Origin of the sequence: Pantoea sp. UYEF8 (assembly GCF_040546285.1) — a bacterium.
Classification (GTDB): domain Bacteria; phylum Pseudomonadota; class Gammaproteobacteria; order Enterobacterales; family Enterobacteriaceae; genus Pantoea; species Pantoea brenneri.
Genome location: NZ_JBEPNM010000009.1, coordinates 114,262 through 137,258 on the forward strand (window position 1 = coordinate 114,262; position 22,997 = coordinate 137,258).

Consider the following 22,997-nt stretch of genomic DNA (forward strand, 5'->3'; position numbering starts at 1 on the left):
CTCATTCAGGCCAGTGGTAATCAATTATGACAGCGCAGCGACAATTTTTCGCTTTGGCCACAGAGCCAGTATAATCGCCGGGCGAATTACAACGGCAGGGAGTTTTATGCGCATCATTCATACTGCGGACTGGCATCTGGGGCAGTTCTTTTACAACAAGAGTCGGGCGGCGGAACATCAGGCGTTTCTTGACTGGTTGTTGATCCAGATTGAACAGCATCAGGTGGATGCGTTAATCGTTGCGGGCGATCTGTTCGATACCGGCACCCCGCCCAGCTACGCGCGCGAAATGTTCAACCGCTTTGTGGTGGCGCTGCAGCCCAGCGGCTGTCAGCTGATTGTGCTGGCGGGCAATCACGACTCGGTGGCGACGCTCAATGAGTCACGCGAACTGCTCGCCTGCCTGAATACCCGGGTGATCGCCACGCCTCAGACCAACAGCGATGTGCTGCTGCTCACCACCCGTCAGGGCGAGCCGGGCGTGCTGCTGTGCGCCATTCCTTATCTGCGACCGCGCGATATTCTGCGCAGCCGCGCCGGACAGTCCGGACGCGACAAGCAGACCTCGCTGCTGGAGGCGATTGCTCACCATTATCAGCAGCGCGTGGCTGCTGCGCGGGCGCTGGAGCCGGCTCTGCCAATCGTGGCTACCGGTCACCTCACCACCGTCGGCGTCAGCCAGAGCGACTCGGTGCGTGACATCTATATCGGCACGCTGGACGCCTTCCCGGCCTCCGCGTTCCCGGACGTGGATTACATCGCGCTCGGCCACATTCACCGCGCTCAGCGGGTGGCGGGCACTGAGCACATTCGTTACAGCGGCTCGCCGATTCCACTCAGTTTTGATGAACTGGGCAGTGAAAAAAGCGTCTTCCTGCTGGACTTCACCCCGCGCGGTTTGCAAGCGGTGACGCCGCTGGTGGTGCCGCAGGTGCAGCCGATGCAGGTGCTGAAAGGTTCACTGGCGCAGATCGCGCAACAGCTCAGCGATTTCAGCAACATGCAGCAGGAAAAACCGACCTGGCTGGATATCGAAGTCACCACTCAGGAGTACCTCAGCGATCTGCAGCGCCAGGTGGAAACCCTGACCGCAGAACTGCCGGTTGAGGTTTTGCTGTTACGCCGCAGCCGCGAGCAGCGTCAGCACAGCCTGGCGCGACTCGATAACGAAACCCTGAGCGAACTGAAAGTGGAAGAGGTGTTTGCCCGTCGCCTGGCGCTGGATAGTGAACTGCAACCGCAGCAGATCGATCAGATGACCACCCTGTTCCGCCAGACGCTGGCCGACATTGAGGAACCACAATGAAGATCCTCACGCTACGGTTTAAAAACCTTAACGCACTGCGCGGTGAATGGTTTATCGATTTCCGCGCCGAACCCTTCGCCAGTAACGGGCTGTTCGCGATTACCGGTGCCACTGGCGCAGGCAAAACCACGCTGCTGGATGCCATCTGCCTGGCGCTCTATCACCAGACGCCGCGTCTCGGCGCCATCTCCCAGAGCCAGAATGCGCTGATGACCCGCGACTGCGCCGAGTGTCTGGCTGAAGTGGAATTTGAGATCAAAGGCGAAGCCTGGCGCGCCTTCTGGAGCCAGAACCGCGCACGCGGCACTGCCGACGGCAAACTGCAGGCGCCGCGGGTTGAGCTGGCGCGCTGTGCCGACGATACCATCGTCGCCGACAAGGTCGGTGACAAACTGAGGCTGATTGAGACCCTTTCCGGCCTCGACTTTGAGCGTTTTACCCGCTCAATGATGCTGTCCCAGGGGCAGTTCGCCGCCTTCCTCAACGCCAAAGCCAGCGAACGGGCCGAACTGCTGGAAGAGCTGACCGGCACCGAAATTTACGGCCAGATTTCCGCCGCAATCTATGAACGTCACAAAGAGGCAAAAACCGCGCTCGACCTGCTGCGCAGCCGGGCGGGAGCCATGGCGCTGCTGGATGACGACACGCGCACCGCGCTGCAACAGCAGATGCTGCAACTGAGCGCGGCGGAACAGACGCTGAGCCGTGACTATCAGCACGCCCAGCAGCAGCAGCAGTGGCAGCAACAGGCGCAGCAGCTCCAGCAGGATATCGCGCAGACCCGCCAGGCGCTGCAACAGGCGGAGGCGGCGGCGCAGGCCGCTGAAGCGGACCGACAGCGGCTGGCGCGCAGCGAACCGGCTGAAAAGCTGCGGGCTACCCTGCAGCAGCGTGACGAACGGGCGAACGCGCTGCGTGAGGTACGCAGTCAGCAGCAGCAGCTGTCCGACGCACACCAGCAGGCGCTGGCTGAACAGCAACGCCAGCAGCAGCACTATGCCACCGCCCAGGCCGCGGCGGAACAGGCACGCCAGCAACAGCAGCAACAGGAGAGCCTGCTGACCGAACAGGTGATGCCGCTGGATCAGTCACTGCAGGCGCTGCAACAGCAGCTGACGCAGCAGCAGCAGGAAAAAGATCGCCAGCAGCAGCAGAGCGATCAGACTCAACGTACGCTGACCGATCAGACTCACCAGCTTACCGCCTTACAACAGGCGATCGCGGAGCAGCAAACCCTGCGTCAGCAGTTAGCCGATATGGCGCAATGGGGCGCATCGCTGCCGCTGTGGCAGGAACGATTTGCCCAGCTGGCGCAGCGCGAGGCGACCCTCGCCGGACTGGCGCAACAGCAGCAGCAACAACAGCAGAAAATCGCGGCGCAGCAAGCAGAACGGGAACAGCAGGCGAAGCAGGCATTACCACGCCAGCAGGCTGAGCAGACCGCCGCTCAGGCGCTGCTGCAAGCGGAGCAAGTACTAACTTCGCTGCAGGAGCAGCATCCGCCAGCCGCGCTGCGAGAGGCGCTGAGCCAGCTGCACAGTCGCCGCGCGGCGCGGCAGCAGCTGTTACTGCTTTCTACCCAGTGGCACCCGCTGCATCAGCAGCTTGGTCAGCGCCAGCAGCAGCTGGCCGGGCTGGAAAAAGCTCACCAGCAGGCGGAGGCGGAATTACACAGCCTGCGCGAAAGATGGAAACGCGAGAAACAGCAGCTGGATGATGTCGATAAAATCTGCGCGCTGGAGCAGCAGATTGCCGATCTTTCGCAGTATCGCGCCCGGCTCACACCAGACCAGCCCTGTCCGCTGTGCGGCTCCTGCACGCATCCGGCAGTCGCCAGCTACAGCACGCTGGAAATCAGCGCCAATCAACAGCGACGCGCTGCCCTGCAACAGCAGGTCGATGCGCTACGCGAGGCGGGTACCGCCAAAAACGAACAGTTAAAGCAGTCGGCGATCCAGCAGCAGACGCTGCGCGACGACATTGCCGAAACCCAGCGGCAGCTTGTTGGTCTGGAGCAGCAATGGCAGGCGCTCAGCGGTGAGCTGGCACTTACCTTCACTCTGTCAGATCGCGACGCACTGACCCAGTGGCAGCAGCAGCAAAATCAATGCGAACAGCAGCTTGAGCAGCAGCGGCAGGCGCTGGAGGCGGCTGAGCAGGCCCGTCAGGCGGCAAAAGATCACCATCTTCAGCAGTCGCAGGCCTGGCAGCAGCATCTGCAGGCCGAACAGCTGGCACAGCAGTCGCTGGATAACCTGCGGCAGGCGCTGAGCGCGCTGCAACAGCGCCAGCAGCAGGAACAGGCGAGCTGGCAGCAGTTGCAGGACGCGGTACAGCAGCAGTTCAGCCAGCATGGCCTGAGCCTGCCTGCCGCCGCTGAACGTGAATCCTGGCTGGCTGTTCAGCAGTCCCGCTGGCAGCGCTGGCAGGAAAGTGAGCAATTACTCGCTAACCTGCAGCCGCAGCTGCTGCGCGGCGAAACTCAGCTGACCGCGCTGCAACAACAGGCTGAACGTGAACAGCAGCAGCTGACTACTCAGCAGCAGCAACTTCACCATCATCAAACCCGGCTCGACGAGATGCGCCAGCAGCGTCAGGCCCTGTTTGGCGATCGCGAGGTCACCGTGGCCCGCCAGCAGATGCAGGCCAGCATCCGCCAGCATGAGGCGCAGCTCGCACAGCAGCAGGAGGGGTTACAGCGGGCGCAAAGCGGAGTCAGCAGCCTGCAGGGCCAGCTGGCGGTGCTGGAGAGCCAGCAGCAGCAGCTCGTCACCCGTCTGGCTGAGGCGGAACAGACACTGCTGCAGGCGCTGACGGCCGCCGGTTTCCGTGATGAAGCCACGTTGCGCGCCGCGCTGCTGGATGAGCAGACCGCCCAGCAGCTGCGTCAACAGCTACAGCAGATCGATCAGCACCATCAGCAGCAACAGACGCGGCTGGCGGATCTGCATCAGCGGCAGGCGGCGCACCATCAGGCGCAGCCCGCTGCGATGCCAGCCTCGGCTGAGGCGCTGGCGCAGCAGCTGGAACAGTTGCGGCTGGCGCTTCGTGACAATGCCAGCCAGCAGGGCCAGATACAGCAACAGCTACAGAGCGATGCCAGCCTGCGCCAGCAGCAGCAGAGCCTGATGACACAGATTGCAGAGGATGAAACGGTGCTGGCGCAGTGGGGACTGCTCAACGATCTGATTGGCTCCGCCAGCGGCGACAAGTTCCGGCGCTTTGCCCAGGGCTTAACGCTGGATCACCTGGTGGCGCTCGCCAACCGTCAGCTCGACCGGCTGCATGGCCGTTATCTGCTGCAGCGTCGGGCGCAGGATCTGCTGGAGCTGGACGTGGTGGATACCTGGCAGGCTGACACGGCGCGCGATACCCGCACCCTCTCCGGTGGCGAGAGCTTCCTCGTCAGCCTGGCGCTGGCGCTGGCGTTATCCGATCTGGTCAGCCACAAAACCCGTATCGAATCGCTGTTTCTGGACGAAGGCTTCGGCACGCTGGATGCGCAAACGCTCGATACCGCGCTGGACGCGCTGGATGCGCTCAACGCCAGCGGAAAAACCATCGGTGTGATCAGTCACGTTGAAGCGATGAAAGAGCGGATTCCGGTGCAGATCAAGGTGCGGAAAATGAACGGGCTGGGCTACAGCCAGCTGGAGTTGCCGCAGGGATAACGGGCGCCGCAGCGCCCGCTTTGCCGCCGATCAGCGGACGCTGATCGGCCTGTAGCGCGGACCGGTCAGCAAACCGCCCTGCTCATTCTGCGCCAGCAGGCGATTGCTGGTCAGGCCGGCAATCGAGTGAGCTTTATCGCTGACGTTGTTGGCGATCTGTTTAATCGCCGCATTGACCAGCATGCCGACCAGTCCGCCATTGTTATTGTTGCCCTGTTCACTGTCGCTGGCGGTGGCATAACCCTGCCAGATCTCTTTGCCGCTACGCAGATCAACCAGCCGCGCGGTTGCTGACACGGTGGTCACGCTGTCGATTACCCGGTAGCTGCTGCCGTAATCGGTGATCGAGATATAGAGCGCGCTGTCGGCGTGAAAGATCTTATTCAGGCGAGCCGGACTGACTGCCTGGATTTCACTGCCGCTGGTCAGGCCATTCTGCTGGAAAGTCTCTTCCACTACCGCCACCGGAAACACGTAGTAACCCGCTTCGGCCAGCGGCTGGGTCACCAGCGAGGTCAGGCTGTGAGCGGCATTAATATCCGGAGCTTTGTTTTCGGCCGGTAACACCAGAATCGACGCAGGTTTGCTGGCGCGAAACGCGCTGTAGTCATACGGTTTTTTATGCTGCGCACAGCCGGTCAGCAGCAGCACGGCCAGTGCGCCGCCCAGGGCAATCAGTTTTTTCACCGGGTCACTCCTTGTTTATTACTCATCAGAAAATCCATGTAAGGGCCGGCTTCCGGAAACAGCTGCTTTTCCATGGCGAACTGGCTAAAGGCTTTATTGGTATCACCGGTTTTGGCGTACAGCAGGCCGAGCTGAGCGTGCAGTCCTGGCGCGACCGGCTGGTTTACCGCACGGGCTTTTTCAACATCCAGATTCAGCGCGTCGATCTGCTTCTGCGGATCGCTATCTTTCTGGTAGTAGCTGTAAATCTGCTGCTGATAATCGCCCCAGTAGTAGAGGGTTTTCGGCGTTTTCGGCGCACAGCCAGCCAGCAGCGCAGCCGCCATCAGCAGACCGCCCAGTGTGATCATTTTCATTTACTGCTTCCTTATTTAGCCGGACGCCAGGCGCCGCTGTTGATTCCATCCACTAAATGATCGACCGCTTCACGAATCGCCAGATCCATGACTTTGCCGTTCAGCGTCGAGTCGTAGCTGCTGGTACCGCCAAAGCCGATGATTTCCCGGGCAGAAAGCTGGTATTCGCCTGCGCCCTGCGCGCTGAACACCACTTCGGAGGTGGTGACGTCCACCACGTTGAGATTAACTTTGGCGTAGGCGATCTGGCTCTTACCCCGACCGAGAATGCCCCACAGCTGCTGATCGCCGACTTCTTTGCGGCCAAACTCAGTGATATCACCGGTGATGATGTAGTTCGCGCCTTTGATATTTTGCTGGCTGCGCCTGAAGTCCGCTTCCTGCTCTAACTCTTTCAGGTTGCTGCGATCGAGCACGCTGAAGCGGTTAGTCTGCTGCAGGTGGGTGATCAGAATGGTTTTTGACTGATTGCCCAGCCGGTCAACGCCATCGGAGAAGATGCCGTTCATATACGAAGAGCGGTTATCAAACTGACCGACGGCAATCGGACTGCGCACGCCCTGGTAAGCGGGCTGGCTGGCCGCGCGGACCTGAGGTGCCTCAATGGCTCGGGATGATTCGGTGGCGCAACCGCTGATCAGTGAAGCACTTACTAAGGTGAGTGCCGCAACGGCATATTTTCTCTGCATTTCTAATCCATGAATAAATAATAAGAAACCGCGCTCGGGGCGGTAAATTCTGGTTCTGCCGACAGTCGGAGTAATGCCATAGCATTCGCCAGTCCGGTCTGTAGACTGTCGGCAACAGCAGAACAGAACTTTAATCAGAATTGGTCAGTTCAATGAATTTAATTAATGTAATTTCGAAAATATTGCCGGGCGTTATTATCGCCGCCCTGCTCAGTGGCTGTCAGCATTCTGAACCACAGCAACGGGATAGCGTCGCCAACCTGTGTCAGCCGACGAAGGAGCCCGACAGTGCATCCTGTCAGTGGACTAATCAAATGCAGCACCGACTGAATCAGCAATTCAGCGATGCGTCGCGCTATGCGGGCCAGCAATGCCTGGTCCGGCTGGAGTGGCAACAGAGTGGACGCTATGCGGTGACGCAGACTCAGGGAGATGAAGCGTTGTGCTTACGGGCGTGGCAGCTGGCAGCACAGACGCAGGGATTGCCGCCACCACCGGTGCGTACCCAACCGGCGTGGTTTGGCTTTGCGCCGCGCCAGGCTAGCTTGCCAGCCCATGCTGCCGCCACTGACGCGGGCTGATGCCAAACCAGCGACGAAAGGCGCGCGAGAAGGCGCTGACTTCTGAATAACCCAGCAGCAGCGCCATTTCAGAGATCGGCAGCTGCTTCTGCTGCAGATAGTGAGTGGCCATTTCGCAGCGAACCTGATCCACCAGCGCAGTAAAGCTGCAGCCCTCTTCACGCAGCCGCCGCTGCAGCGACCAGCTCGATAGCCCCAGTTTATCGGCCACCTCTTCCAGCACCGGTTCGCCCTGCATCAGCGACAGATTAACCTGTGAGCGCGCCTGCTCTGCCAGGCTCTGCTGCGAGGCGGCCCGGTTAAGCCGGCGGATCGCATCCTGCATCACCATCAGCAACATCGGATCGCTGTCCGGCATGCTGCGCAGCAGATCGCGCTTCGGGATCACCAGCGAGTTAAACGGTTGATCGAACCAGATTGGGGCATCGAACACTTTACCGTGATCGTGCCACTGTTCCGGGCGCGGATGTTCAAAGTGAACTTCACGCGGCGCCCAGTTTTTGCCTGCCGCATGGCGAATCAGATTCATCAACATGCCCAGCGTCAGCTCCGCATCCTGACGGCGCGACAGAATAGCGCCGTGACGGACCTGATAGTCGAGCCGCCAGCACTCGCCTTTGTCCACCAGCCGGGTCAGCGTGTCGTGCTGATGCCACGGAAAGGCATTAACTACGTTGTGCAGCGCCTGCTCCAGCGTGGCCGAGCAGAGTCCGATATAGCCAATCAGGCCTAATGACTGCGGTTTAAACTGCCTGCCGTAGTGCAAACCGAAGTTATCAAAACCGGAGTGTCGTGCCGCCTCTTCCAGCACCCGACAGTAGTTGACCAGCCCGAGGCTAAGCGTCGGGCTGGCCAGCCGCTCCGGATCGATGCCGCTGATGCCAAAGATGCGGTCAACGTCGCCGCCACGGGTATGAATAAAATCGCTCAGGCCAGTGGCCGCAGCGGCCAGCACGCCGTGATTGCCGGCACCCGCAGCAGCGGAGCAGGCAGCAAACGCATCGGGCTGTTTCATCATCATCGGATTCATGGTCGCCTCAGTCAGAATTCAGGGGGATCACCCACTGTCAGACCGAGCAAATTCCGTACCAGCTTAATTGTTCCGGGTTTCAGCCAGTTAGCCAGCCGGCATCGGGCAGGCAGCACTGCGGCAGCGCACTGACGCCCGCCTCTGGTGCATCAGGCACCCACCGGCAACTGCTCGCTCTCCAGATAACGACGACAGAGACGTACCGAGTGGCTGGCCCATTCGGTACCCAGGCTCTGCGCCATCTCGGTTTCAGCGTGCGATCCCACCCAGGCGGTGAGCTGGATCCGGCGCTGGATCAGCAGCGTCGGCAGCAGCGCCATCTCCCGATCGCTGATGTGCGAGACCTGCTCGTAACCGCGGATCCAGTGATCGATCCATTCTGCCGCGCGCGGATGATGCTCAACAAAACTGATCGCGGCCGCCAGATCGTGCAGATACCAGCCCATCCCGCAGTCATCAAAGTCGATCACCCGGGTTTCGCCGTTGTGCAGCAGCAGATTGGTCAGCCGCAGATCGGCGTGGATCAGGCCATAACGATCCGATCCTTTACCAAACTGCGCCAGCGCCTCGCCCGCCTGAGCGATCGCCTCTTCGACGATCGCGTGATCGGCTGGATGCAGATGCGGCGCATCCTGCCAGCGTCCCCAGTGACTCTGCGCGCTGGTCATGGTGTGGTGATCCCAGATGATGCGCTGGAAGCCTGCCGGCGGCTGCCACTGTTTGCTGTGCTGATGCAGCCGGGCCGTAATCTGCCCCAGCTGCTGAAAGGCGCGCGGGTCCACCTCGGTGGTCGGCATCTCGCCGTCAATCCAGTGGAACAGCACCACATAACGCTCGCCGCCGTCGGGCAAACGCAGCGTCAGCACGCGCTCGCCCTGGCTATCGGCTACCGCCTGCGGCACCACAATGCCGGTTTCACGCAGCGCATCCAGCCACAGCAGTTCGCTGAGAATATCCGCTTTTTGATGGTAGTCGCCGCGATGCAGCCGCAGCGCATAGCGTCTGCCGCCCGCCTGGAGCAGGAAGGTGGCATTTTCTGAGCGACAGAGCAGGCGCAGCGTGCCCTGCAGCGCGGCGGGATAATGGCCCAGCGCCTGCTGCGCCAGTGCGGTGAGTTGGGAATCAGTCAGGTTGTCATATTGTTTAGCGCTCATCAGTCCGGCTCCTGGTCACTTGCGTCACCTCAGCATGCGTTGCCAGAACCTGTGCTGCTTGACCGCAGAGCAGTCAAAGTTGACCGCAGCGTGCATCTGGCCCGGTTGTTGCCTGTAAGTTGACCGTGGAGGACAGCATTGACCGCGCCGACGTCAAGTCGCGGCCCGCAAGGCAACGGCATTATCCCTTCACTGTAGCGTAAACCATGATGTGCGGTATCACTGCCGCGCTGCACCAACAACGACGGGGATAACAGTATGACAAACAGACTCAAGCCCACTCTGGGCACCCTGCATCTGTGGGGGATCGCGGTAGGCCTGGTTATCTCAGGTGAATACTTTGGCTGGAGTTACGGCTGGGCGGTGGCGGGCACGCTGGGCTTTCTGGTCACCACCGCGTTGATTGCCACGCTCTACACCTGCTTTATTTTCAGCTTCACCGAGCTGACCACCGCGATTCCACATGCCGGAGGGCCGTTTGCCTACAGCCGCCGCGCTTTTGGTGAAACCGGCGGGCTGATTGCCGGTCTGGCCACGCTGATTGAGTTCGTCTTTGCGCCGCCGGCGATTGCGATGGCAATTGGAGCCTACCTCAACGTGCAGTATCCGGCGCTTAACCCGAAAACCGCCGCGGTCGGCGCTTACCTGCTGTTTATGACGCTCAACATTCTTGGCGTGAAACTGGCGGCGATGTTCGAACTGGTGGTCACGGTTCTGGCGGTGATTGAGCTGCTGGTGTTTATGGGCGTGGTGTCACCGGGTTTCAGCCTGGCCAACTTTGCCGCGCACGGCTGGGCCGGCAGCGACAGCTTCGGCATGCCCGCCTTTTCCGGTATTTTTGCCGCTATTCCGTTCGCCATCTGGTTTTTCCTCGCCATTGAGGGAGCTGCGATGGCGGCGGAAGAGGCAAAGGATCCGACCCGCACCATTCCTCGCGCCTACATCAGCGGCATTCTGACGCTGGTGGTGCTGGCGATCGGCGTGATGCTGATGGCAGGCGGCGCGGGCGACTGGCGCAAGCTGTCAGACATTAACGATCCGCTGCCGCAGGCGATGAAAATGATTGTCGGCGAACACTCTAACTGGATGCACATGCTGGTGTGGATCGGCCTGTTTGGGCTGGTAGCCAGCTTCCACGGCATCATTCTCGGCTATTCACGTCAGTTCTTTGCGCTGGCACGCGCTGGTTATCTGCCGCCCGGGCTGGCGAAACTGTCACGCTTCCGGACCCCGCACCGCGCCATCATTACCGGCGGCGTACTGGGGATCGCAGCGATTTACAGCGATGGCATTATTAATTTGCAGGGAATGACGCTGACGGCAGCGATGATCACCATGGCGGTGTTTGGGGCGATTGTGATGTATATCATGAGTATGCTGAGCCTGTTCCGGCTGCGCCGCAGTGCGCCGCAGCTGGCTCGCAGTTTCCGTGCACCAGGCTACCCGATAGTGCCGGGCATCGCCCTGCTGTTATCGGTGGTCTGTCTGCTGGCGATGCTGTGGTTTAACCCGATCATTGGCGCGCTGTTCTTCGCCTTTATGCTGGTGGGCTATCTCTACTTCCTTGCGACCAAAGCCCAGCGCGATCGGGCGCCACAGGACAGCATGCTGGTGGGTGAATAGCAGGGCGCGCCCCGCTATTCGGTGCTGATCAGTCGTTGAGCGGCCAGAGCCAGGCCGCTCCACGCACGCCGCTGGAATCGCCATGGTGAGCCTTCAGCACCGGCGTTTCGCATTCGCCGCCAAATACCCATTTTTTCATCAGCGTCGGCACGGTCTGATAGAGACGATCGACATTGCTCATCCCGCCGCCCAGCACGATCACGTCCGGATCGATCAGATTCACCACCTGTGCCAGCGATTTTGCCAGCCGCAGTTCGTAACGGCTCATCGCCAGTTCGGCGATCGGATCCTGCTGCGCCAGCAGCGATACGATCTCCGCGCCTTTACGTGACACCCCGCTCAGCCGCTGATAATCAATAGCGAAACCGGTACCCGAGACGAAGGTTTCAATGCAGCCCTGCTGCCCACAATAACAGGGCACTTCCTGCCGATAACGCAGCTCATCCTCATCCATCCACGGCAGCGGATTGTGGCCCCACTCGCCGGCATTGCCGTTACCGCCGATGCGTGACTGACCATTGATCGCCACCCCGGCACCCGAGCCGGTGCCAATAATCACCGCAAACACCAGCGGCTGACCGGCACCTGCCCCGTCGACCGCCTCAGAAACGGCGAGACAATTCGCGTCGTTGGCGATGCGCACGTCACGATTCAGCGCCTGCGCCAGATCTTTATCCAGCGGCTGGCCGTTGAGCCAGGTGGAGTTGGCGTTTTTTACCCGCTTGCTGTAGGGCGAAATCGTGCCGGGAATACCGAGGCCGACGGTGCCGGTCTGCCCGGTTTTCTGCTCCGCCAGGCGGACCAGATCGACAATCGCCTGTACCGTTGCCTGATAGTCATCACGCGGGGTGTTGACCCGGTGACGAAACAGCTCCTGTCCGGCGTTCGATAACGCAATCACTTCTGTCTTGGTGCCACCCAAATCAATGCCTATGCGCACGGTTTATTCCTCATTATTCGTTCAGGTGGAAGATACAGTAGAAGGCGCCAGCCGGAAAGGCAATGAAACCACTCCGATGTTTCGCTATCATGCGCGCTGACTCTGTTAGACTTGTGCGCCCGATCGCGCCACGGTAAGGAATCCCGATGTTGTGGTTTAAAAATATGATGGTTTATCGTCTGAATCGTGACATTCCGTTGTCCGCAGACGAGATGGAAAAACAGCTCGACGCCTTCACTTTTTCGCCGTGTGGCAGTCAGGATATGAGCAAAACCGGCTGGGTACCGCCGATGGGCAACCGCAGCGATGCACTGACGCATGAAAACAACGGCCAGATTGTCATCTGCGCCCGTAAAGAAGAGAAAATCCTGCCGTCTCCGGTAGTGAAACAGGCGCTGGAAGCGAAAATCGACAAGCTGGAAGCGGAGCAGAGCCGCAAGCTGAAGAAGACCGAAAAAGATTCGCTGAAAGATGAAGTACTGCACAGCCTGCTGCCGCGTGCCTTCAGCCGCTTCAGCCAGACTTACCTGTGGATCGACACGGTGAACAACCTGATTATGGTTGACTGCGCCAGTGCCAAAAAAGCGGAAGATACGCTGGCGCTGCTGCGCAAAAGCCTCGGCTCACTGCCGGTGGTGCCGCTGACGCTGGAAAGCCCAATTGAACTGACCCTGACCGAATGGGTACGCTCCGGTGACGTGCCGGCCGGTTTCGCCCTGATGGATGAGGCGGAGCTGAAAGCAATTCTGGAGGATGGCGGCGTGATCCGCTGCAAGAAGCAGGATCTGGTGTGCGATGAGATCGCTAATCACATCGAAGCGGGCAAGCTGGTGACCAAACTGGCGCTGGACTGGCAGGAGCGCATTCAGTTTATGCTGGCCGACGACGGTTCAGTCAAACGCCTGAAGTTCAGCGACACGCTGCGTGACCAGAATGACGATATTGATCGTGAAGATTTTGCTCAGCGTTTTGACGCCGACTTTATTCTGATGACCAGCGAACTGGCTGCGCTGACCAGCAACCTGGTGGAAGCATTAGGCGGCGAAGCCCAGCGTTAAGCCGGTGCTGCCCTGAAAGAAAATGGCCGCATTGCGGCCATTTTTTTATCCTTTCAGGTAGCGACAGAGATAGGAACTGGGTTCGCCAACCTGCAAATGAAATTCGCTGTGGCCCGGCACGTTGAACACCGAACCCGCTTCAAACCATTGCCACTCGGTTTCACCCGGCAGCAGCACCTTCAGCGACCCGCTTACCACGGTCATCTCTTCCGGCTGAGCGGTACCAAAGGTATATTCGCCTTCAGCCATCACGCCCACGCTGGCACGGCCGGTGCTCGCACTGTCAAAACCAATGGATTTAACTTTTCCGTCAAAATACTCACTAATGTTGAGCATAATACTTCCTCACAGCACATTAAGGTGTCTGGCAGTGTAGAAGGGAACTCGCTGATCTGTCACGCGAAATGATGGTCGTTTGTGATCTCTCACGTCAGCCCAGCAGTTCCGCCGCCAGTCTGGCCACCAGCTGGTTAGAGAGCAGTACCGGTACGCCAAGCCGCGACTGCAACGCGGCCCGATGCTGCTGGTGATAGCCAATACAGTCCAGCACCACCAGCCCGACATCAGCAGCCTGCAAGGTGCGGGCTGCTGCTGCGAACGTCTGCTCATCAGCCAGATAAGGGCTGGCGACGGCGAAACAGGGCGGCGATGGTAACTGCCGCCATTTACCGGCCTGTTCAACGATCTGCTCCTCTACCGGCACCACGATGCCCACCCGTTGCTGCTGCACCAGTGCGCGGATCAGCGGCGGGATAATACGATCCGGCTCCAGCAGCAGTGCGCGCCGGGTACTTAAAGTACCGAACTCGCCGGTACACAGCAGCAGAATGGTGTCGTAACCGGCCTGCTCCAGCGCGCTGATTTTGCGCTGTAATCCCTGCTCCACCTTTGGTGCCGCCAGCCGTACCTGCTCACCGCTCTGCAGCCGGGAAACCAGGACCGCCTCACCCGCCGCCGGAGCATACTGCACCGCGATGTCGGCCGCGCTTAATCCATCCAGCAAACCAGCATGGTCGGTAACGGCGTCCGGCAGATGCTGGCGCAGCAGTGGCAGAATATCGCTGCGTGGTGACTGACCGATAGTCAGGGTGACCAGAGATTTAGCCATATCAGTGATTCCGCTGGCGCAAATGCCCCAGGCTGCCGTACAGCGCCAGCAGCCGCGCATACTCTTCAGCGTCATAAAAGTGGCAGGTCTCGCGACCAAACTCTTTCGCCACTTCAACCGCAAATTTTGCCGCGGCGGCGATATCCACCTCATGACTGGCTCCGGTACCGCAGCCCGGCACCACCGATTCCGCAGTGATCGCGACCCCGACCACCGGCACATCGGTGGCGGTCGACGGTTGCAGAATGCTGTTCAGATGGTAGATGCCGTTGCCGTAGGGGGTGATGTCCTGAGTGGTAATCGGAAAAGTGACGGCCGGACGACCGGTAGTCATCTCCATGATGCGCAGCAGATCCTCAGACACCCGCAGGATGTAACCCTCTTTCACCGTGGGCGACAGCGCAAAGCCCTTGTGGTTGATGATACGGTTACCTTTGGTGGTGTCGATTGACAGAATCGCATCCACTCCCGCCATCACCTCATTATCATTCATGGTGACATCGTCAATTGGCGAATCCATAAAGTCGACCGGCTGATGCGGACGGGTTGGTGCATCCGGGCAGATGTGGGTGGTGACAATCACATCTCCGCTCAGGCGATCGCCTTTGAGCTGCATCTGGGCCAGCTTCAGCGCACTGGCGATCGCCGCCACGGCACCGTCCGCATCTGACACCATGCCGATACGGCCTGGACGCGCGCCAATACCGCCAAGACGCCCGATAATGCCCAGCGTCGGTGCAGCGCCGCCGCTGGCTTTGCCCTGGGTGCCGGGAATATCGATGCGGATAAAATCGGTACGGCCTTTAGGGCCGGTAACCCGGGTAAAACTGGCTTCCACCTGCGGATACGCGGCGAACAGATCCACCACCTGCTGCCCATCAATCAGAGCACTATCCAGTAACTCAAAAACCTGTAAGGTCTGCTGTAAACTCATGGTTAATCCTTAGCTATTTCTTACTGCTGCTGGCAAACAACGAATTAAAGAAGCTGTACAGGGCATCGCCAGCAATAAAGCCTGCCGCCATCACTTCCATCGGCGATCGGCCGCGCTCACCCCAGACACGAATGATCACGATACGCAGCGCAATACCCACCACCACCGCCCAACCGGCCATGGCGTTATTGATCAATAAACCGGTGGCTAACAGCACGCCCAGCTGGCGTTTTGGTCCACCAATCAGCTGAATAATCGCGCCTGGGATGGCCCAGATCAGCAGGTTGCCGGCGATGCCTGGCTCTGCGCCAGCCTGAATGGTTTTGGCATAGACCCGCGCGACCGGCGGCAGCAGGTTATCGGTGAAGAACAGCGTGTGGGCATACCAGACCAACGGAATCGAGACCACAAAGGCGATCATTGCGGCGATCAGCTGAATACGACGGCCCCACAGCTCCTGCTGCATATCCGCGCCGTTACCGCGCAGGATAAAGCCCGCCTTGAGGTCGTAACCCATATCGGCAAAGGCTGGCCCGGTCGCGGCGGTAAAGCCGCACAGCAGGCAAAGCGCCAGCGGCGGGAAACCGATCAGAATACCGATAATCAGGGTGATCAGCGCCACCGCAAACGCCGGAAACCAGCCAGAGTGCATGGCGGCAATACCGACAATCAGTTCGTGAACGAAGGCGGCAAAGGCGGCGTAGAGAATAAACAGCAGCAGCATGGCCAGCCCCATTTCACTCCACAAACCGCCGGCCAGCGCCAGCAGCGCTGAAATAATGATATAGCCCGCACTGCCCAGTCCCAGCGCCCGCTGCACTTCATTGCCGTTACGGCTGACCACCAGCGCGTCATTTTTGCGGCTGCGGATCACCATTACCACCTGAATCAGCGCCACCAGTCCGGCCCCGACCATAACGCCATGAGGAATATAGAGCGCGTTAATATCAATGCCGGCCACCGGCTGGGCATAGGCGCGCAGCAGGAAGCCAATGCCCAGCATCGACAGCGCCCAGATGTTGCCGATAAACGCGGTACCAAAGGCGGACATTGGAATCTTCAGCATCGCGCCGACGATGCCGCCCACAATGCCCATCACCAGCAGCCAGGCCTGACGTCCGCCTCTATCGCCCGCCTTAATCGCTTCTGCGGCCGCGACGCCCGGCGGCCAGGCGTTGCTGGCCGGGAAAACGCGGGTATCAAACAGCCGATAGAGCAGCCAGGCATCCAGCAGCATGGCGGCACTGACGCCACAGAACAGCGGCAGCACCAGCTGTGGCTCGCCCAGCGCCCACGGGACGGCAATTGGCATCAGCAAGCTGTTAGCGGCACCGAAAGTAGCCGAGGAGATGGCGGTCTGCGCCAGATTCTGAATCTCTATTGAGCGATAGCGGCGAAATGCCTGCAGTGGAATGCGCGCCAGTAACATCGCAAACAGCGCGCCGATAATTGAGGTATTGGGCGTCACCCCAATGGTGGTGATCAACTGAATACCAATAATGGCACCCGCAATCGACAGAAAAATTAAAACCAGCGCAACGCCAACGTGCTTAATCGGATTTACCCGTTCCATCTATTCCCCTCTCCCTTCCCAGACGAAATGAAATAACGTTTTGCCAGCCCGCTGGCTTACGTCGTTTTTATATTTCACTGATCTGACACGCTGATCGTTGCGGCAGCAGGACGCGTGTGCGTACCGTCCCGGCGACGCACCTGAGACGTGGGGAGGCCCGCACAGACAACCGAAGCGCTGCGTAAAGAGTGGCGGTCAGATTAAAAGAAAAAGGCCCGAAGGCCTTTGTTTTTCCCTGGTGTGGCGAAATATTACGCCGATAAAATCGTTGTGACGTTACGCGCCAAACTTCTCAGCCATCTGTGCGGCGGTTGCGCGTAAGGCGTCAAGCAGTGCTGGCGGGTAGCCCGGCGCAGTCTCCTGCGACAGAAACGACAGGCAGAGCGCTACCGTTTCGCCATGATGTTTGTTGTGCACGATGACTGACAGCGAACTGATGCCAGGCAATGTTTCATTGCGTGCCAGTGACCAGCCGTGCTGACGCACTTCAGCCAGTCTGGCACACAGCGCGTCGGGCGTTTGCGGCGAATTAGCTGAAACGACCTGCCAGTCATCACGGTAGCGCGCCTGTACCTCTTCATCGCTCAACTGGGCTAACAGCGCCCGGCCGGTAGAGGTTGCGGCAGCGGGCATCCGGCTGCCTGGCGGTGTCACCATCTGGGTAAAATGGCGACCGTGATACATACGCATAACTAATATTTCGCGTCCGGCCAGCTTAGAGACGTATCCCATGCAGCCGGTGCTTTCAGCCAGTCTGATCATCGCGGCGGAAACGCTATCGACCAGCGGTGCCGAGAGATAATGCCCGGCGGCGGCCAGCAGTACGCGACCAATGTGATAGCCGCGCGTTTCGGCATCCCGCTCCAGCAATCCCTGACTCTCCATCGTCGCAAGCAGACGCGAAACGGTGCTCTTTGGCAGCGTTAATGCCTCAACCACCTCGCTAAACGTCAGGCCGACATGGCCCTGCGTCACGCCTTTATGCTGGAACAATCTGAGTACCGCGGCGGCGTTTTCGAGTGTGGTCATGCTGCTAGTTTCACTATATGGAACTGAGTTCCTGAATCGGGTAAGTCGAAAATAAAGCGTTGAGCTGAATCGGTCAAGTGACAATTTTTAGCACGGTCGATTGGCAGACGGACAAAATACGGGCAGAGAAATGATTAGCGGGGCTTTATCTGGTGACGGAGAGATCGGGCAGGACAGAAAACAGTGCAAAACCGGGTTCAGCAGAAAATTTGCACAGAATTGAAGATCGGGTCGGCGGGCTTACAGGCTGGCGTCCCTGCCAGCGGCAACGTTTTACTCTTTTTCGACGTCTTCATAACGCAGTTTGGCGTCGCGCGCTTCCTCTTCCGTTTCATGCTCGCTGATTAACGAATTCGGTTTAGGATGGTCAGCACGTAATTCGTACGACGTCACTTTGTTGGCTTCGGTGCCCTTTTCAACCGGCACAATGCGCGCTTCGCGTGGATAGGGTGGTCTTGTCGGCATACGGTCTCCCTCCGGGCTGAATAACTCTCTGTGAGACAGGCTGATGCCTGCCAGACAGTAAGTATAGACAACCCCGCCCGAAGCGGGATCAAAGCGGGAAAAATCTGAGGGTTAGCTGGCGCGCGCCAGTGACAGAGAATGCAGGATTTCATCGACCACGCCGTCGGGCGACTGCATGGCGTTAACCTGATGATGAGCCGCCGCGCGGTATAAATGGGCGCGCTCACGCAGCACCTCTTCCATCTCGTCAGCGATCGGGCGTCCGGTTAGCGTTGGCCGCTGTGCTGTTTCCGGCTGGCTCTCCAGCCGCTCCGCCAGCACTTCAGGCGAGGCGCTGAGCCAGATGACGCGGCCCTGCTCCTGCATAAAGCGGCAGTTGTGTTCCGCCAGCACCATGCCGCCGCCGGTCGCAATCACCGTCAACGGCGCAGTGACCGCCTGCAGCGATTCGGTTTCACGGGCGCGGAAGCCTTCCCAGCCTTCAGCCGCAACGATTTCCGCCACGCTGCGTTGCGTTGTCAGTTGCAGGTGGTGATCGGTATCGCAAAAGGCGTAGCCCAACGCCTGCGACAACGCTTTGCCGACGGTGGTTTTGCCGCAACCGCGTGCGCCAATCAAAAAGATGGGTAGAGACATCAGGGCCGTTCCTCCGCCTGGCCGCGTGCTGCGGCTGCATGTTTAGCTCAATAATGCGACGCATGATAACTGGAAATCTTTTTTGCCTCTACCCATCAAGCATGATTTGCGCATCGCCCTCGCTCAACTTCGGATAATTCTTTTATTTTCAAGGTGAAACCCATGCACGTTTTGTGCATGGCGGGCACCCGGTTACCGTCGCAACATTTGCTTACCGCCCCAATTTTACTTTGCAGCTTGCCGCCCCCATATACTGATAACAGTCGCAACAGGAGAGTCATCATGCAACGCGAAGAACAACAACTGATTGAAGGGCTGTTCAGCCGTCTGAAACAGGCTGAAAGCCAGACTGCGGCACGCGATGCCGCCGCCGAACAACTGATTAACCAGCACCTGCAGGCACAGCCGGGCGCGCCCTATTACATGGCGCAGGCGATTCTGATTCAGGAAGCCGCACTGAAGAAACTGAATGAGCGGGTGAGCGAGCTGGAGAGCCGCCTGGCGCAACAGCAGCCAGCGCAGAGCCGCGGTGGATTTCTGTCGGGTTTATTTGGCAGCGGATCGCGCCAGCAGCCGCCTGCTCAGCAGCAGCCGGTGTGGAACAGTGCGCCACAGCAACCAGCCCAGCCGCCGCAGTATGCCAATGCCCCGGCCCCACGCGGCACGGGCTTCCTTGGCGGTGCGCTGCAAACCGCAGTGGGCGTCGCAGGCGGCGTGGTGATGGCGGATATGCTGACCAGCATGTTTCATCATTCCCAGCCGGAAGAGATTGTAAACATCATTAACGAGCCACCGCTGCCGGAGGTGAATGACAACCTTAACACCTTTAACGGCGGTGATGAGAGCAGTTTCCTCGATCAGAACGCCGGCTGGGATAACGGCTTCGCCGACAACAGCGATCTCAACGATTTTGGTGGCAACGATTTCGACGACGACAGCTTCGTCTGAGTTCAGCGTTTTTGCTGCCTGAGCCAGCTGTCCAGCTCGTTAGCAAATTGCTGGCGGTCACGCGGATTCATCGCCGCGGGGCCGCCAGTCTGCACCCCACTTGCCCGCAGGGTATCCATAAAATCGCGCATCGTCAGCCGTTCACGAATGGTGGCCGGTGAGTAGCGTTCGCCGCGTGGATTAAGCGCCGCCGCCCCCTTTTCAATCACCTCTGCTGCCAGCGGGATATCCGCCGTGATCACCAGATCGCCCGGCTGCGCCCGTCGGACAATTTCATTATCCGCCACGTCAAACCCCGCCGGCACCTGCAGCGTACGCAGATAAGGCGAAGACGGCACGCGCAGAAACTGGTTAGCGACAAAGGTGACGGTGGTCGCCGTGCGGTCCGCAGCACGGTACAGCACCTCTTTGATCACATTCGGACAGGCGTCAGCATCGACCCAGATAGCCATCAGGATTCCTTCTTATCAGAGACAGGCCCCGATCTTGCCGGACTCCTGCGCAATGGCAAATTTTATTTGCAGTGCGGTGACCGGCCTGAGCGCGGCTGACTTGTTATTCAGGCTGGCTGAAGTAAGCTAACCCGCTCAGAACAGCGAACAATGATTAAGGAGACGGCGATGCTGGCAAAGAAAATTGGATTTATCGGCGGTGGCAACATGGCAAAGGCCATTATTGGCGGACTGATCAGCAGTGGTAACATCGCGCCGTCTGATATCTCGGTTTTCGATCGTAAACCCGAGACCAACCAGGCGCTGGCTGAGCAGTACGGCATTAACGCCGCAGAGAGCGCAGAGGCGCTGGCACGCGAGGTCGATATCCTGTTTGGCGCGGTTAAACCCAACGTCATCCTCAAAATTCTCAAGGATCTGACCGGCAGCCTGAAAAAAGAGGCGCTGGTGGTCTCCATTGCTGCCGGAGTGACGCTGGATTCGCTCTCATCGGTGCTGGGTTACGATCGCAAAATTATCCGGGCGATGCCAAATACCCCGTCGCTGGTGAGTGAAGGCATGACGTCTGTCACGCCTAACGCGCTGGTTGAGCAGAGTGAAACCGATGAGGTGGTGGCCATTTTTGAAAGCTTCGGCAAAGCTGCGGTGGTGGAAGAGTATCTGATCCATTCGGTGGTCGGCGTCAGCGGTTCTGCCCCTGCCTACGTGTTTATGTTTATTGAAGCGATGGCCGATGCCGCCGTGGCTGGCGGGATGCCGCGTGCCCAGGCGTACCAGTTTGCGGCTCAGGCGGTGAAAGGCGCCGCACAGATGGTGCTGACCACCGGTAAGCATCCGGCTGAGCTGAAAGATATGGTCTGCTCGCCTGGCGGGACCACGATTGAAGCGGTCAAAGTGCTGGAAGAGAAAGGACTGCGCTCGGCGGTTATCGAAGCGATGCAGCAGTGCATGGCGAAATCGGAAAAGCTAAGCCGCAGTTAAAACCACACGTTAAGGCCGCCCGTTAACGCCACAGAAACAGAGCAGGCCAGCACCTGCTCTGTTGTTTTGTGCCAGTCAGATTAGCTCTGCCGCGCCTGATAAAGCGCCACCGCCTGCGCCACCGTCATCGGCTGCTGCATACGTTCGATCAGTTCCGCAGTCAGGGTGTAGAGGCCGCATGAGCAGACCGCAGCCAGTTGCCCCTGCTGTCCATAAAACGCGATAAACGTTTTATCGGCCGGCGAGCCAAGCAGCTGGTACTCATCCCATTCAGCGGCATGGCCCAGATATTCATAGCGCGTGCCATATTGGGTGGTCCAGAAAAACGGCACACGATCGTAGTGCACCGCCTGATCCAGCATATTGCGGGCCGCCGTCTGTCCCTGCTGGTGCGCCACGCGGTAGTGCTCAATGCGCAACGGTCCCTGCGCGGCTGGCCAGGTGGCGATATCACCGGCAACCCAGATGTTTTCTGCCACCCGCAGCTGAGCATCCGCCTGCAGGCTGCCATCCCCGGCGAGCGGTAAATCGTGGATAAACGGCGTCGCCGGTTTTACCCCGGTGGCAAACAGCACCACATCAGCCGCCAGTTGTTGTCCCTCTTTCAGCCGCACCGCGGTGACATGTTTGTCGCCCTGCAACGCCTCGATCTGGCCGTGAACCCATTTGACGCCATTTTCCTGATGTAGCTGCAAAAAATAGCGGCCAATCTGTTCACCGAACTGTTTCACAAACGGCAGCGGCTGGTGGGCAATCACCGTGACGTCAATGTTACGATTACGCAGCGCCGAGGCCATTTCAGTACCGATGAAGCTGTTGCCGATGATCACAATTTGCTGGCTGGCATCCACCGCTTTCAGTAATGCGTCGGTCTGATCTTTACTGCGCAGCAGATGTACGCCGGCCAGATCGCTGCCTGGCAGGTCAGGAAGCACCGGCGTCGCCCCGCTGGCGATCAATAATTTGTCGAACGACAGTGACTCACCGTTATCGAAAATCAGCCGCTGCTGCTGGCTGTCGAGCCGGGTAACGGTGGCCGTGATGCGCTCAACGTGATCCATCACATCCTCTTTCAGCAGCTGTGGCACTTCGCTGATATCCATCTTGCCGGAGGGCACAAATTTGGTCAGCGTCGTACGGTCGTAAGGGGCATCCTGCTCGCGTTCGACCAGTACCAGCCGGCCCTTAAAGCCCTCATGACGCAGCCGCCACAGCGCGGCACTGCCGGCCGCCCCGCCGCCCAGCACCACGAAAACCGGCGCACTTGCCCCGCTGCCAATCGGCGCAGCAGGCGACATCGCTTTAGGGTTCACCAGGACCTTGCCGTTTTCAATCCGCAGTGGATACTGTTTCAGATCGGCCAGCGCCAGTGGTTCACACATTCTGCCATCCGCCAGATCAAACGCCGCTTTATGCCACGGGCAGACCAGCCGATCGCCGCAGATAGCGCCCTGCTCAAGCGGTGCGCCAGCATGGGGACATTTCGCCTGGTAAGCACGCACACTCTCTCCGTCCCGGATCAGCAATACCTCCACCTCACCCAGCTTCTTTTTAACCGGCTGACGCTGCGGCAACTCATTCAGGGCAACGGTAAATTGATAGTTCACGACATGGCTCCTTTTGCGTTCTGGTTATCGGATGCGCAGCAAAATATCCGCTGCTGCGCAAACCCCTACAAACAGTAAGTGTGGCAAAGGAATCACACGGCTCATGTCGGAATGTTAACGAGGCGGGTAGCGGGCTGTTTTATCAGGAAATTTAATCAGCGGAGGCGGG

Annotated in this window: 22 protein-coding genes; 7 read left to right on the forward strand and 15 right to left on the reverse strand. The window is 59.3% G+C overall.

What is annotated here, in order from left to right:
* Window positions 1-106: 106 nt before the first annotated feature.
* Complete coding sequence (gene sbcD, locus ABIB18_RS16885; protein WP_354474901.1) at window positions 107-1,306, forward strand: exonuclease subunit SbcD; 1,200 nt, start codon at window positions 107-109, stop codon at window positions 1,304-1,306.
* A complete protein-coding gene (locus ABIB18_RS16890) occupies window positions 1,303-4,977 on the forward strand; it encodes an AAA family ATPase (protein ID WP_354474903.1) in 3,675 nt (1,224 codons plus the stop codon). The genes sbcD and ABIB18_RS16890 overlap by 4 nt, the downstream gene beginning before the upstream one ends.
* 30 nt (window positions 4,978-5,007) lie before the next feature.
* Here ABIB18_RS16890 and ABIB18_RS16895 read toward each other — a convergent pair whose 3' ends face one another.
* From ABIB18_RS16895 to ABIB18_RS16905, 3 genes are read right to left on the reverse strand one after another with little or no spacing between them, the layout of a single operon-like run.
* Window positions 5,008-5,664 (reverse strand): DUF799 domain-containing protein, encoded by a 657-nt coding sequence (locus ABIB18_RS16895; RefSeq protein ID WP_031377609.1) that lies wholly within the window; start codon window positions 5,662-5,664, stop codon window positions 5,008-5,010.
* On the reverse strand, window positions 5,661-6,020 hold the full coding sequence (locus tag ABIB18_RS16900) for a DUF4810 domain-containing protein (protein ID WP_159223817.1): 360 nt from the start codon (window positions 6,018-6,020) through the stop codon (window positions 5,661-5,663). The genes ABIB18_RS16895 and ABIB18_RS16900 overlap by 4 nt, the downstream gene beginning before the upstream one ends.
* An 11-nt stretch (window positions 6,021-6,031) precedes the next feature.
* Window positions 6,032-6,709, reverse strand: a complete 678-nt coding sequence (locus ABIB18_RS16905; RefSeq protein ID WP_354474905.1) for a CsgG/HfaB family protein — start codon at window positions 6,707-6,709, stop codon at window positions 6,032-6,034.
* Window positions 6,710-6,861: 152 nt separating this feature from the next.
* On the opposite strand from ABIB18_RS16905, the gene ABIB18_RS16910 reads away from it, so the two are divergent.
* Window positions 6,862-7,290, forward strand: coding sequence for a cell envelope integrity TolA C-terminal domain-containing protein (locus tag ABIB18_RS16910; protein WP_069727925.1), 429 nt, complete (start codon window positions 6,862-6,864; stop codon window positions 7,288-7,290).
* Here ABIB18_RS16910 and qhpR read toward each other — a convergent pair.
* Together qhpR and ABIB18_RS16920 are read right to left on the reverse strand one after the other, a co-directional pair.
* Window positions 7,250-8,320 carry an AraC-like transcriptional regulator QhpR gene (gene qhpR, locus ABIB18_RS16915; protein WP_084227763.1) on the reverse strand — a complete coding sequence of 357 codons (1,071 nt, stop codon included), beginning with the start codon at window positions 8,318-8,320 and terminating at the stop codon, window positions 7,250-7,252. The two genes, ABIB18_RS16910 and qhpR, sit on opposite strands and share 41 nt — an antisense overlap.
* A 149-nt stretch (window positions 8,321-8,469) precedes the next feature.
* Window positions 8,470-9,474: a phosphotransferase enzyme family protein gene (locus tag ABIB18_RS16920; RefSeq protein ID WP_354474908.1), complete on the reverse strand. Its 1,005-nt coding sequence runs from the start codon at window positions 9,472-9,474 to the stop codon at window positions 8,470-8,472.
* A gap of 258 nt (window positions 9,475-9,732) precedes the next feature.
* On the opposite strand from ABIB18_RS16920, the gene eat reads away from it, so the two are divergent.
* Complete coding sequence (eat, locus tag ABIB18_RS16925; RefSeq protein ID WP_031377604.1) at window positions 9,733-11,097, forward strand: ethanolamine permease; 1,365 nt, start codon at window positions 9,733-9,735, stop codon at window positions 11,095-11,097.
* Between the two features lie 28 nt (window positions 11,098-11,125).
* Here eat and mak read toward each other — a convergent pair whose 3' ends face one another.
* Window positions 11,126-12,037, reverse strand: a complete 912-nt coding sequence (gene mak, locus ABIB18_RS16930) for a fructokinase (RefSeq protein WP_031377603.1) — start codon at window positions 12,035-12,037, stop codon at window positions 11,126-11,128.
* Between the two features lie 146 nt (window positions 12,038-12,183).
* Here mak and rdgC point away from each other — a divergent pair, with 146 nt between their 5' ends.
* On the forward strand, window positions 12,184-13,095 hold the full coding sequence (gene rdgC / locus ABIB18_RS16935; protein ID WP_031377602.1) for a recombination-associated protein RdgC: 912 nt from the start codon (window positions 12,184-12,186) through the stop codon (window positions 13,093-13,095).
* Window positions 13,096-13,140: 45 nt separating this feature from the next.
* Here the strand turns inward: rdgC and ppnP are convergent, their stop codons facing one another.
* The 7 genes from ppnP to aroL all read right to left on the reverse strand — a co-directional run bounded on the left by ppnP (window position 13,141) and on the right by aroL (window position 18,840).
* Window positions 13,141-13,431 (reverse strand): pyrimidine/purine nucleoside phosphorylase, encoded by a 291-nt coding sequence (ppnP, locus tag ABIB18_RS16940; RefSeq protein ID WP_031377601.1) that lies wholly within the window; start codon window positions 13,429-13,431, stop codon window positions 13,141-13,143.
* A gap of 94 nt (window positions 13,432-13,525) precedes the next feature.
* Window positions 13,526-14,203, reverse strand: a complete 678-nt coding sequence (locus ABIB18_RS16945) for an AroM family protein (protein ID WP_069727924.1) — start codon at window positions 14,201-14,203, stop codon at window positions 13,526-13,528.
* A 1-nt stretch (window position 14,204) separates the two neighbouring features.
* The gene (locus ABIB18_RS16950) at window positions 14,205-15,137 is read right to left on the reverse strand and encodes a DUF1177 domain-containing protein (RefSeq protein WP_031377599.1); all 933 of its coding nucleotides are present in this window, start codon (window positions 15,135-15,137) and stop codon (window positions 14,205-14,207) included.
* Between the two features lie 13 nt (window positions 15,138-15,150).
* Entirely contained in the window at window positions 15,151-16,710 is a 1,560-nt protein-coding gene (locus ABIB18_RS16955) for an OPT/YSL family transporter (protein WP_069727922.1), read from the reverse strand.
* 276 nt (window positions 16,711-16,986) lie between these two features.
* A complete protein-coding gene (locus ABIB18_RS16960; protein ID WP_279809571.1) occupies window positions 16,987-17,739 on the reverse strand; it encodes an IclR family transcriptional regulator in 753 nt (250 codons plus the stop codon).
* A gap of 273 nt (window positions 17,740-18,012) precedes the next feature.
* Window positions 18,013-18,204 carry a YaiA family protein gene (locus ABIB18_RS16965; RefSeq protein ID WP_031377596.1) on the reverse strand — a complete coding sequence of 64 codons (192 nt, stop codon included), beginning with the start codon at window positions 18,202-18,204 and terminating at the stop codon, window positions 18,013-18,015.
* A 111-nt stretch (window positions 18,205-18,315) separates the two neighbouring features.
* The gene (gene aroL, locus ABIB18_RS16970; RefSeq protein WP_089562035.1) at window positions 18,316-18,840 is read right to left on the reverse strand and encodes a shikimate kinase AroL; all 525 of its coding nucleotides are present in this window, start codon (window positions 18,838-18,840) and stop codon (window positions 18,316-18,318) included.
* Between the two features lie 282 nt (window positions 18,841-19,122).
* Between aroL and ABIB18_RS16975 the strand changes: the two genes are divergently transcribed.
* Window positions 19,123-19,788, forward strand: a complete 666-nt coding sequence (locus tag ABIB18_RS16975) for a DUF2076 domain-containing protein (RefSeq protein WP_089562034.1) — start codon at window positions 19,123-19,125, stop codon at window positions 19,786-19,788.
* A 2-nt stretch (window positions 19,789-19,790) separates the two neighbouring features.
* On the opposite strand, the gene ABIB18_RS16980 is transcribed toward ABIB18_RS16975, so the two are convergent.
* Complete coding sequence (locus tag ABIB18_RS16980) at window positions 19,791-20,240, reverse strand: YaiI/YqxD family protein (RefSeq protein WP_031377593.1); 450 nt, start codon at window positions 20,238-20,240, stop codon at window positions 19,791-19,793.
* Window positions 20,241-20,408: 168 nt separating this feature from the next.
* On the opposite strand from ABIB18_RS16980, the gene proC reads away from it, so the two are divergent.
* Window positions 20,409-21,221, forward strand: coding sequence for a pyrroline-5-carboxylate reductase (gene proC, locus ABIB18_RS16985; RefSeq protein WP_031377592.1), 813 nt, complete (start codon window positions 20,409-20,411; stop codon window positions 21,219-21,221).
* A gap of 80 nt (window positions 21,222-21,301) precedes the next feature.
* Here proC and ABIB18_RS16990 read toward each other — a convergent pair whose 3' ends face one another.
* Window positions 21,302-22,828, reverse strand: a complete 1,527-nt coding sequence (locus ABIB18_RS16990; RefSeq protein ID WP_354474914.1) for an FAD-dependent oxidoreductase — start codon at window positions 22,826-22,828, stop codon at window positions 21,302-21,304.
* Window positions 22,829-22,997 lie beyond the last annotated feature (169 nt).

Coding starts and splice junctions, on each gene's coding strand:
- ABIB18_RS16955 (WP_069727922.1), bottom strand. CDS start 16,710: ATGGAACGGGTAAATCCGATTAAGCACGTTGGCGTTGCGCTGGTTTTA.
- ABIB18_RS16905 (WP_354474905.1), bottom strand. CDS start 6,709: ATGCAGAGAAAATATGCCGTTGCGGCACTCACCTTAGTAAGTGCTTCA.
- eat (WP_031377604.1), top strand. CDS start 9,733: ATGACAAACAGACTCAAGCCCACTCTGGGCACCCTGCATCTGTGGGGG.
- rdgC (WP_031377602.1), top strand. CDS start 12,184: ATGTTGTGGTTTAAAAATATGATGGTTTATCGTCTGAATCGTGACATT.
- ABIB18_RS16910 (WP_069727925.1), top strand. CDS start 6,862: ATGAATTTAATTAATGTAATTTCGAAAATATTGCCGGGCGTTATTATC.
- sbcD (WP_354474901.1), top strand. CDS start 107: ATGCGCATCATTCATACTGCGGACTGGCATCTGGGGCAGTTCTTTTAC.
- ABIB18_RS16945 (WP_069727924.1), bottom strand. CDS start 14,203: ATGGCTAAATCTCTGGTCACCCTGACTATCGGTCAGTCACCACGCAGC.
- ABIB18_RS16900 (WP_159223817.1), bottom strand. CDS start 6,020: ATGAAAATGATCACACTGGGCGGTCTGCTGATGGCGGCTGCGCTGCTG.
- ppnP (WP_031377601.1), bottom strand. CDS start 13,431: ATGCTCAACATTAGTGAGTATTTTGACGGAAAAGTTAAATCCATTGGT.
- ABIB18_RS16890 (WP_354474903.1), top strand. CDS start 1,303: ATGAAGATCCTCACGCTACGGTTTAAAAACCTTAACGCACTGCGCGGT.
- ABIB18_RS16980 (WP_031377593.1), bottom strand. CDS start 20,240: ATGGCTATCTGGGTCGATGCTGACGCCTGTCCGAATGTGATCAAAGAG.
- ABIB18_RS16975 (WP_089562034.1), top strand. CDS start 19,123: ATGCAACGCGAAGAACAACAACTGATTGAAGGGCTGTTCAGCCGTCTG.
- proC (WP_031377592.1), top strand. CDS start 20,409: ATGCTGGCAAAGAAAATTGGATTTATCGGCGGTGGCAACATGGCAAAG.
- ABIB18_RS16960 (WP_279809571.1), bottom strand. CDS start 17,739: ATGACCACACTCGAAAACGCCGCCGCGGTACTCAGATTGTTCCAGCAT.
- ABIB18_RS16920 (WP_354474908.1), bottom strand. CDS start 9,474: ATGAGCGCTAAACAATATGACAACCTGACTGATTCCCAACTCACCGCA.
- ABIB18_RS16950 (WP_031377599.1), bottom strand. CDS start 15,137: ATGAGTTTACAGCAGACCTTACAGGTTTTTGAGTTACTGGATAGTGCT.
- qhpR (WP_084227763.1), bottom strand. CDS start 8,320: ATGAATCCGATGATGATGAAACAGCCCGATGCGTTTGCTGCCTGCTCC.
- ABIB18_RS16965 (WP_031377596.1), bottom strand. CDS start 18,204: ATGCCGACAAGACCACCCTATCCACGCGAAGCGCGCATTGTGCCGGTT.
- aroL (WP_089562035.1), bottom strand. CDS start 18,840: ATGTCTCTACCCATCTTTTTGATTGGCGCACGCGGTTGCGGCAAAACC.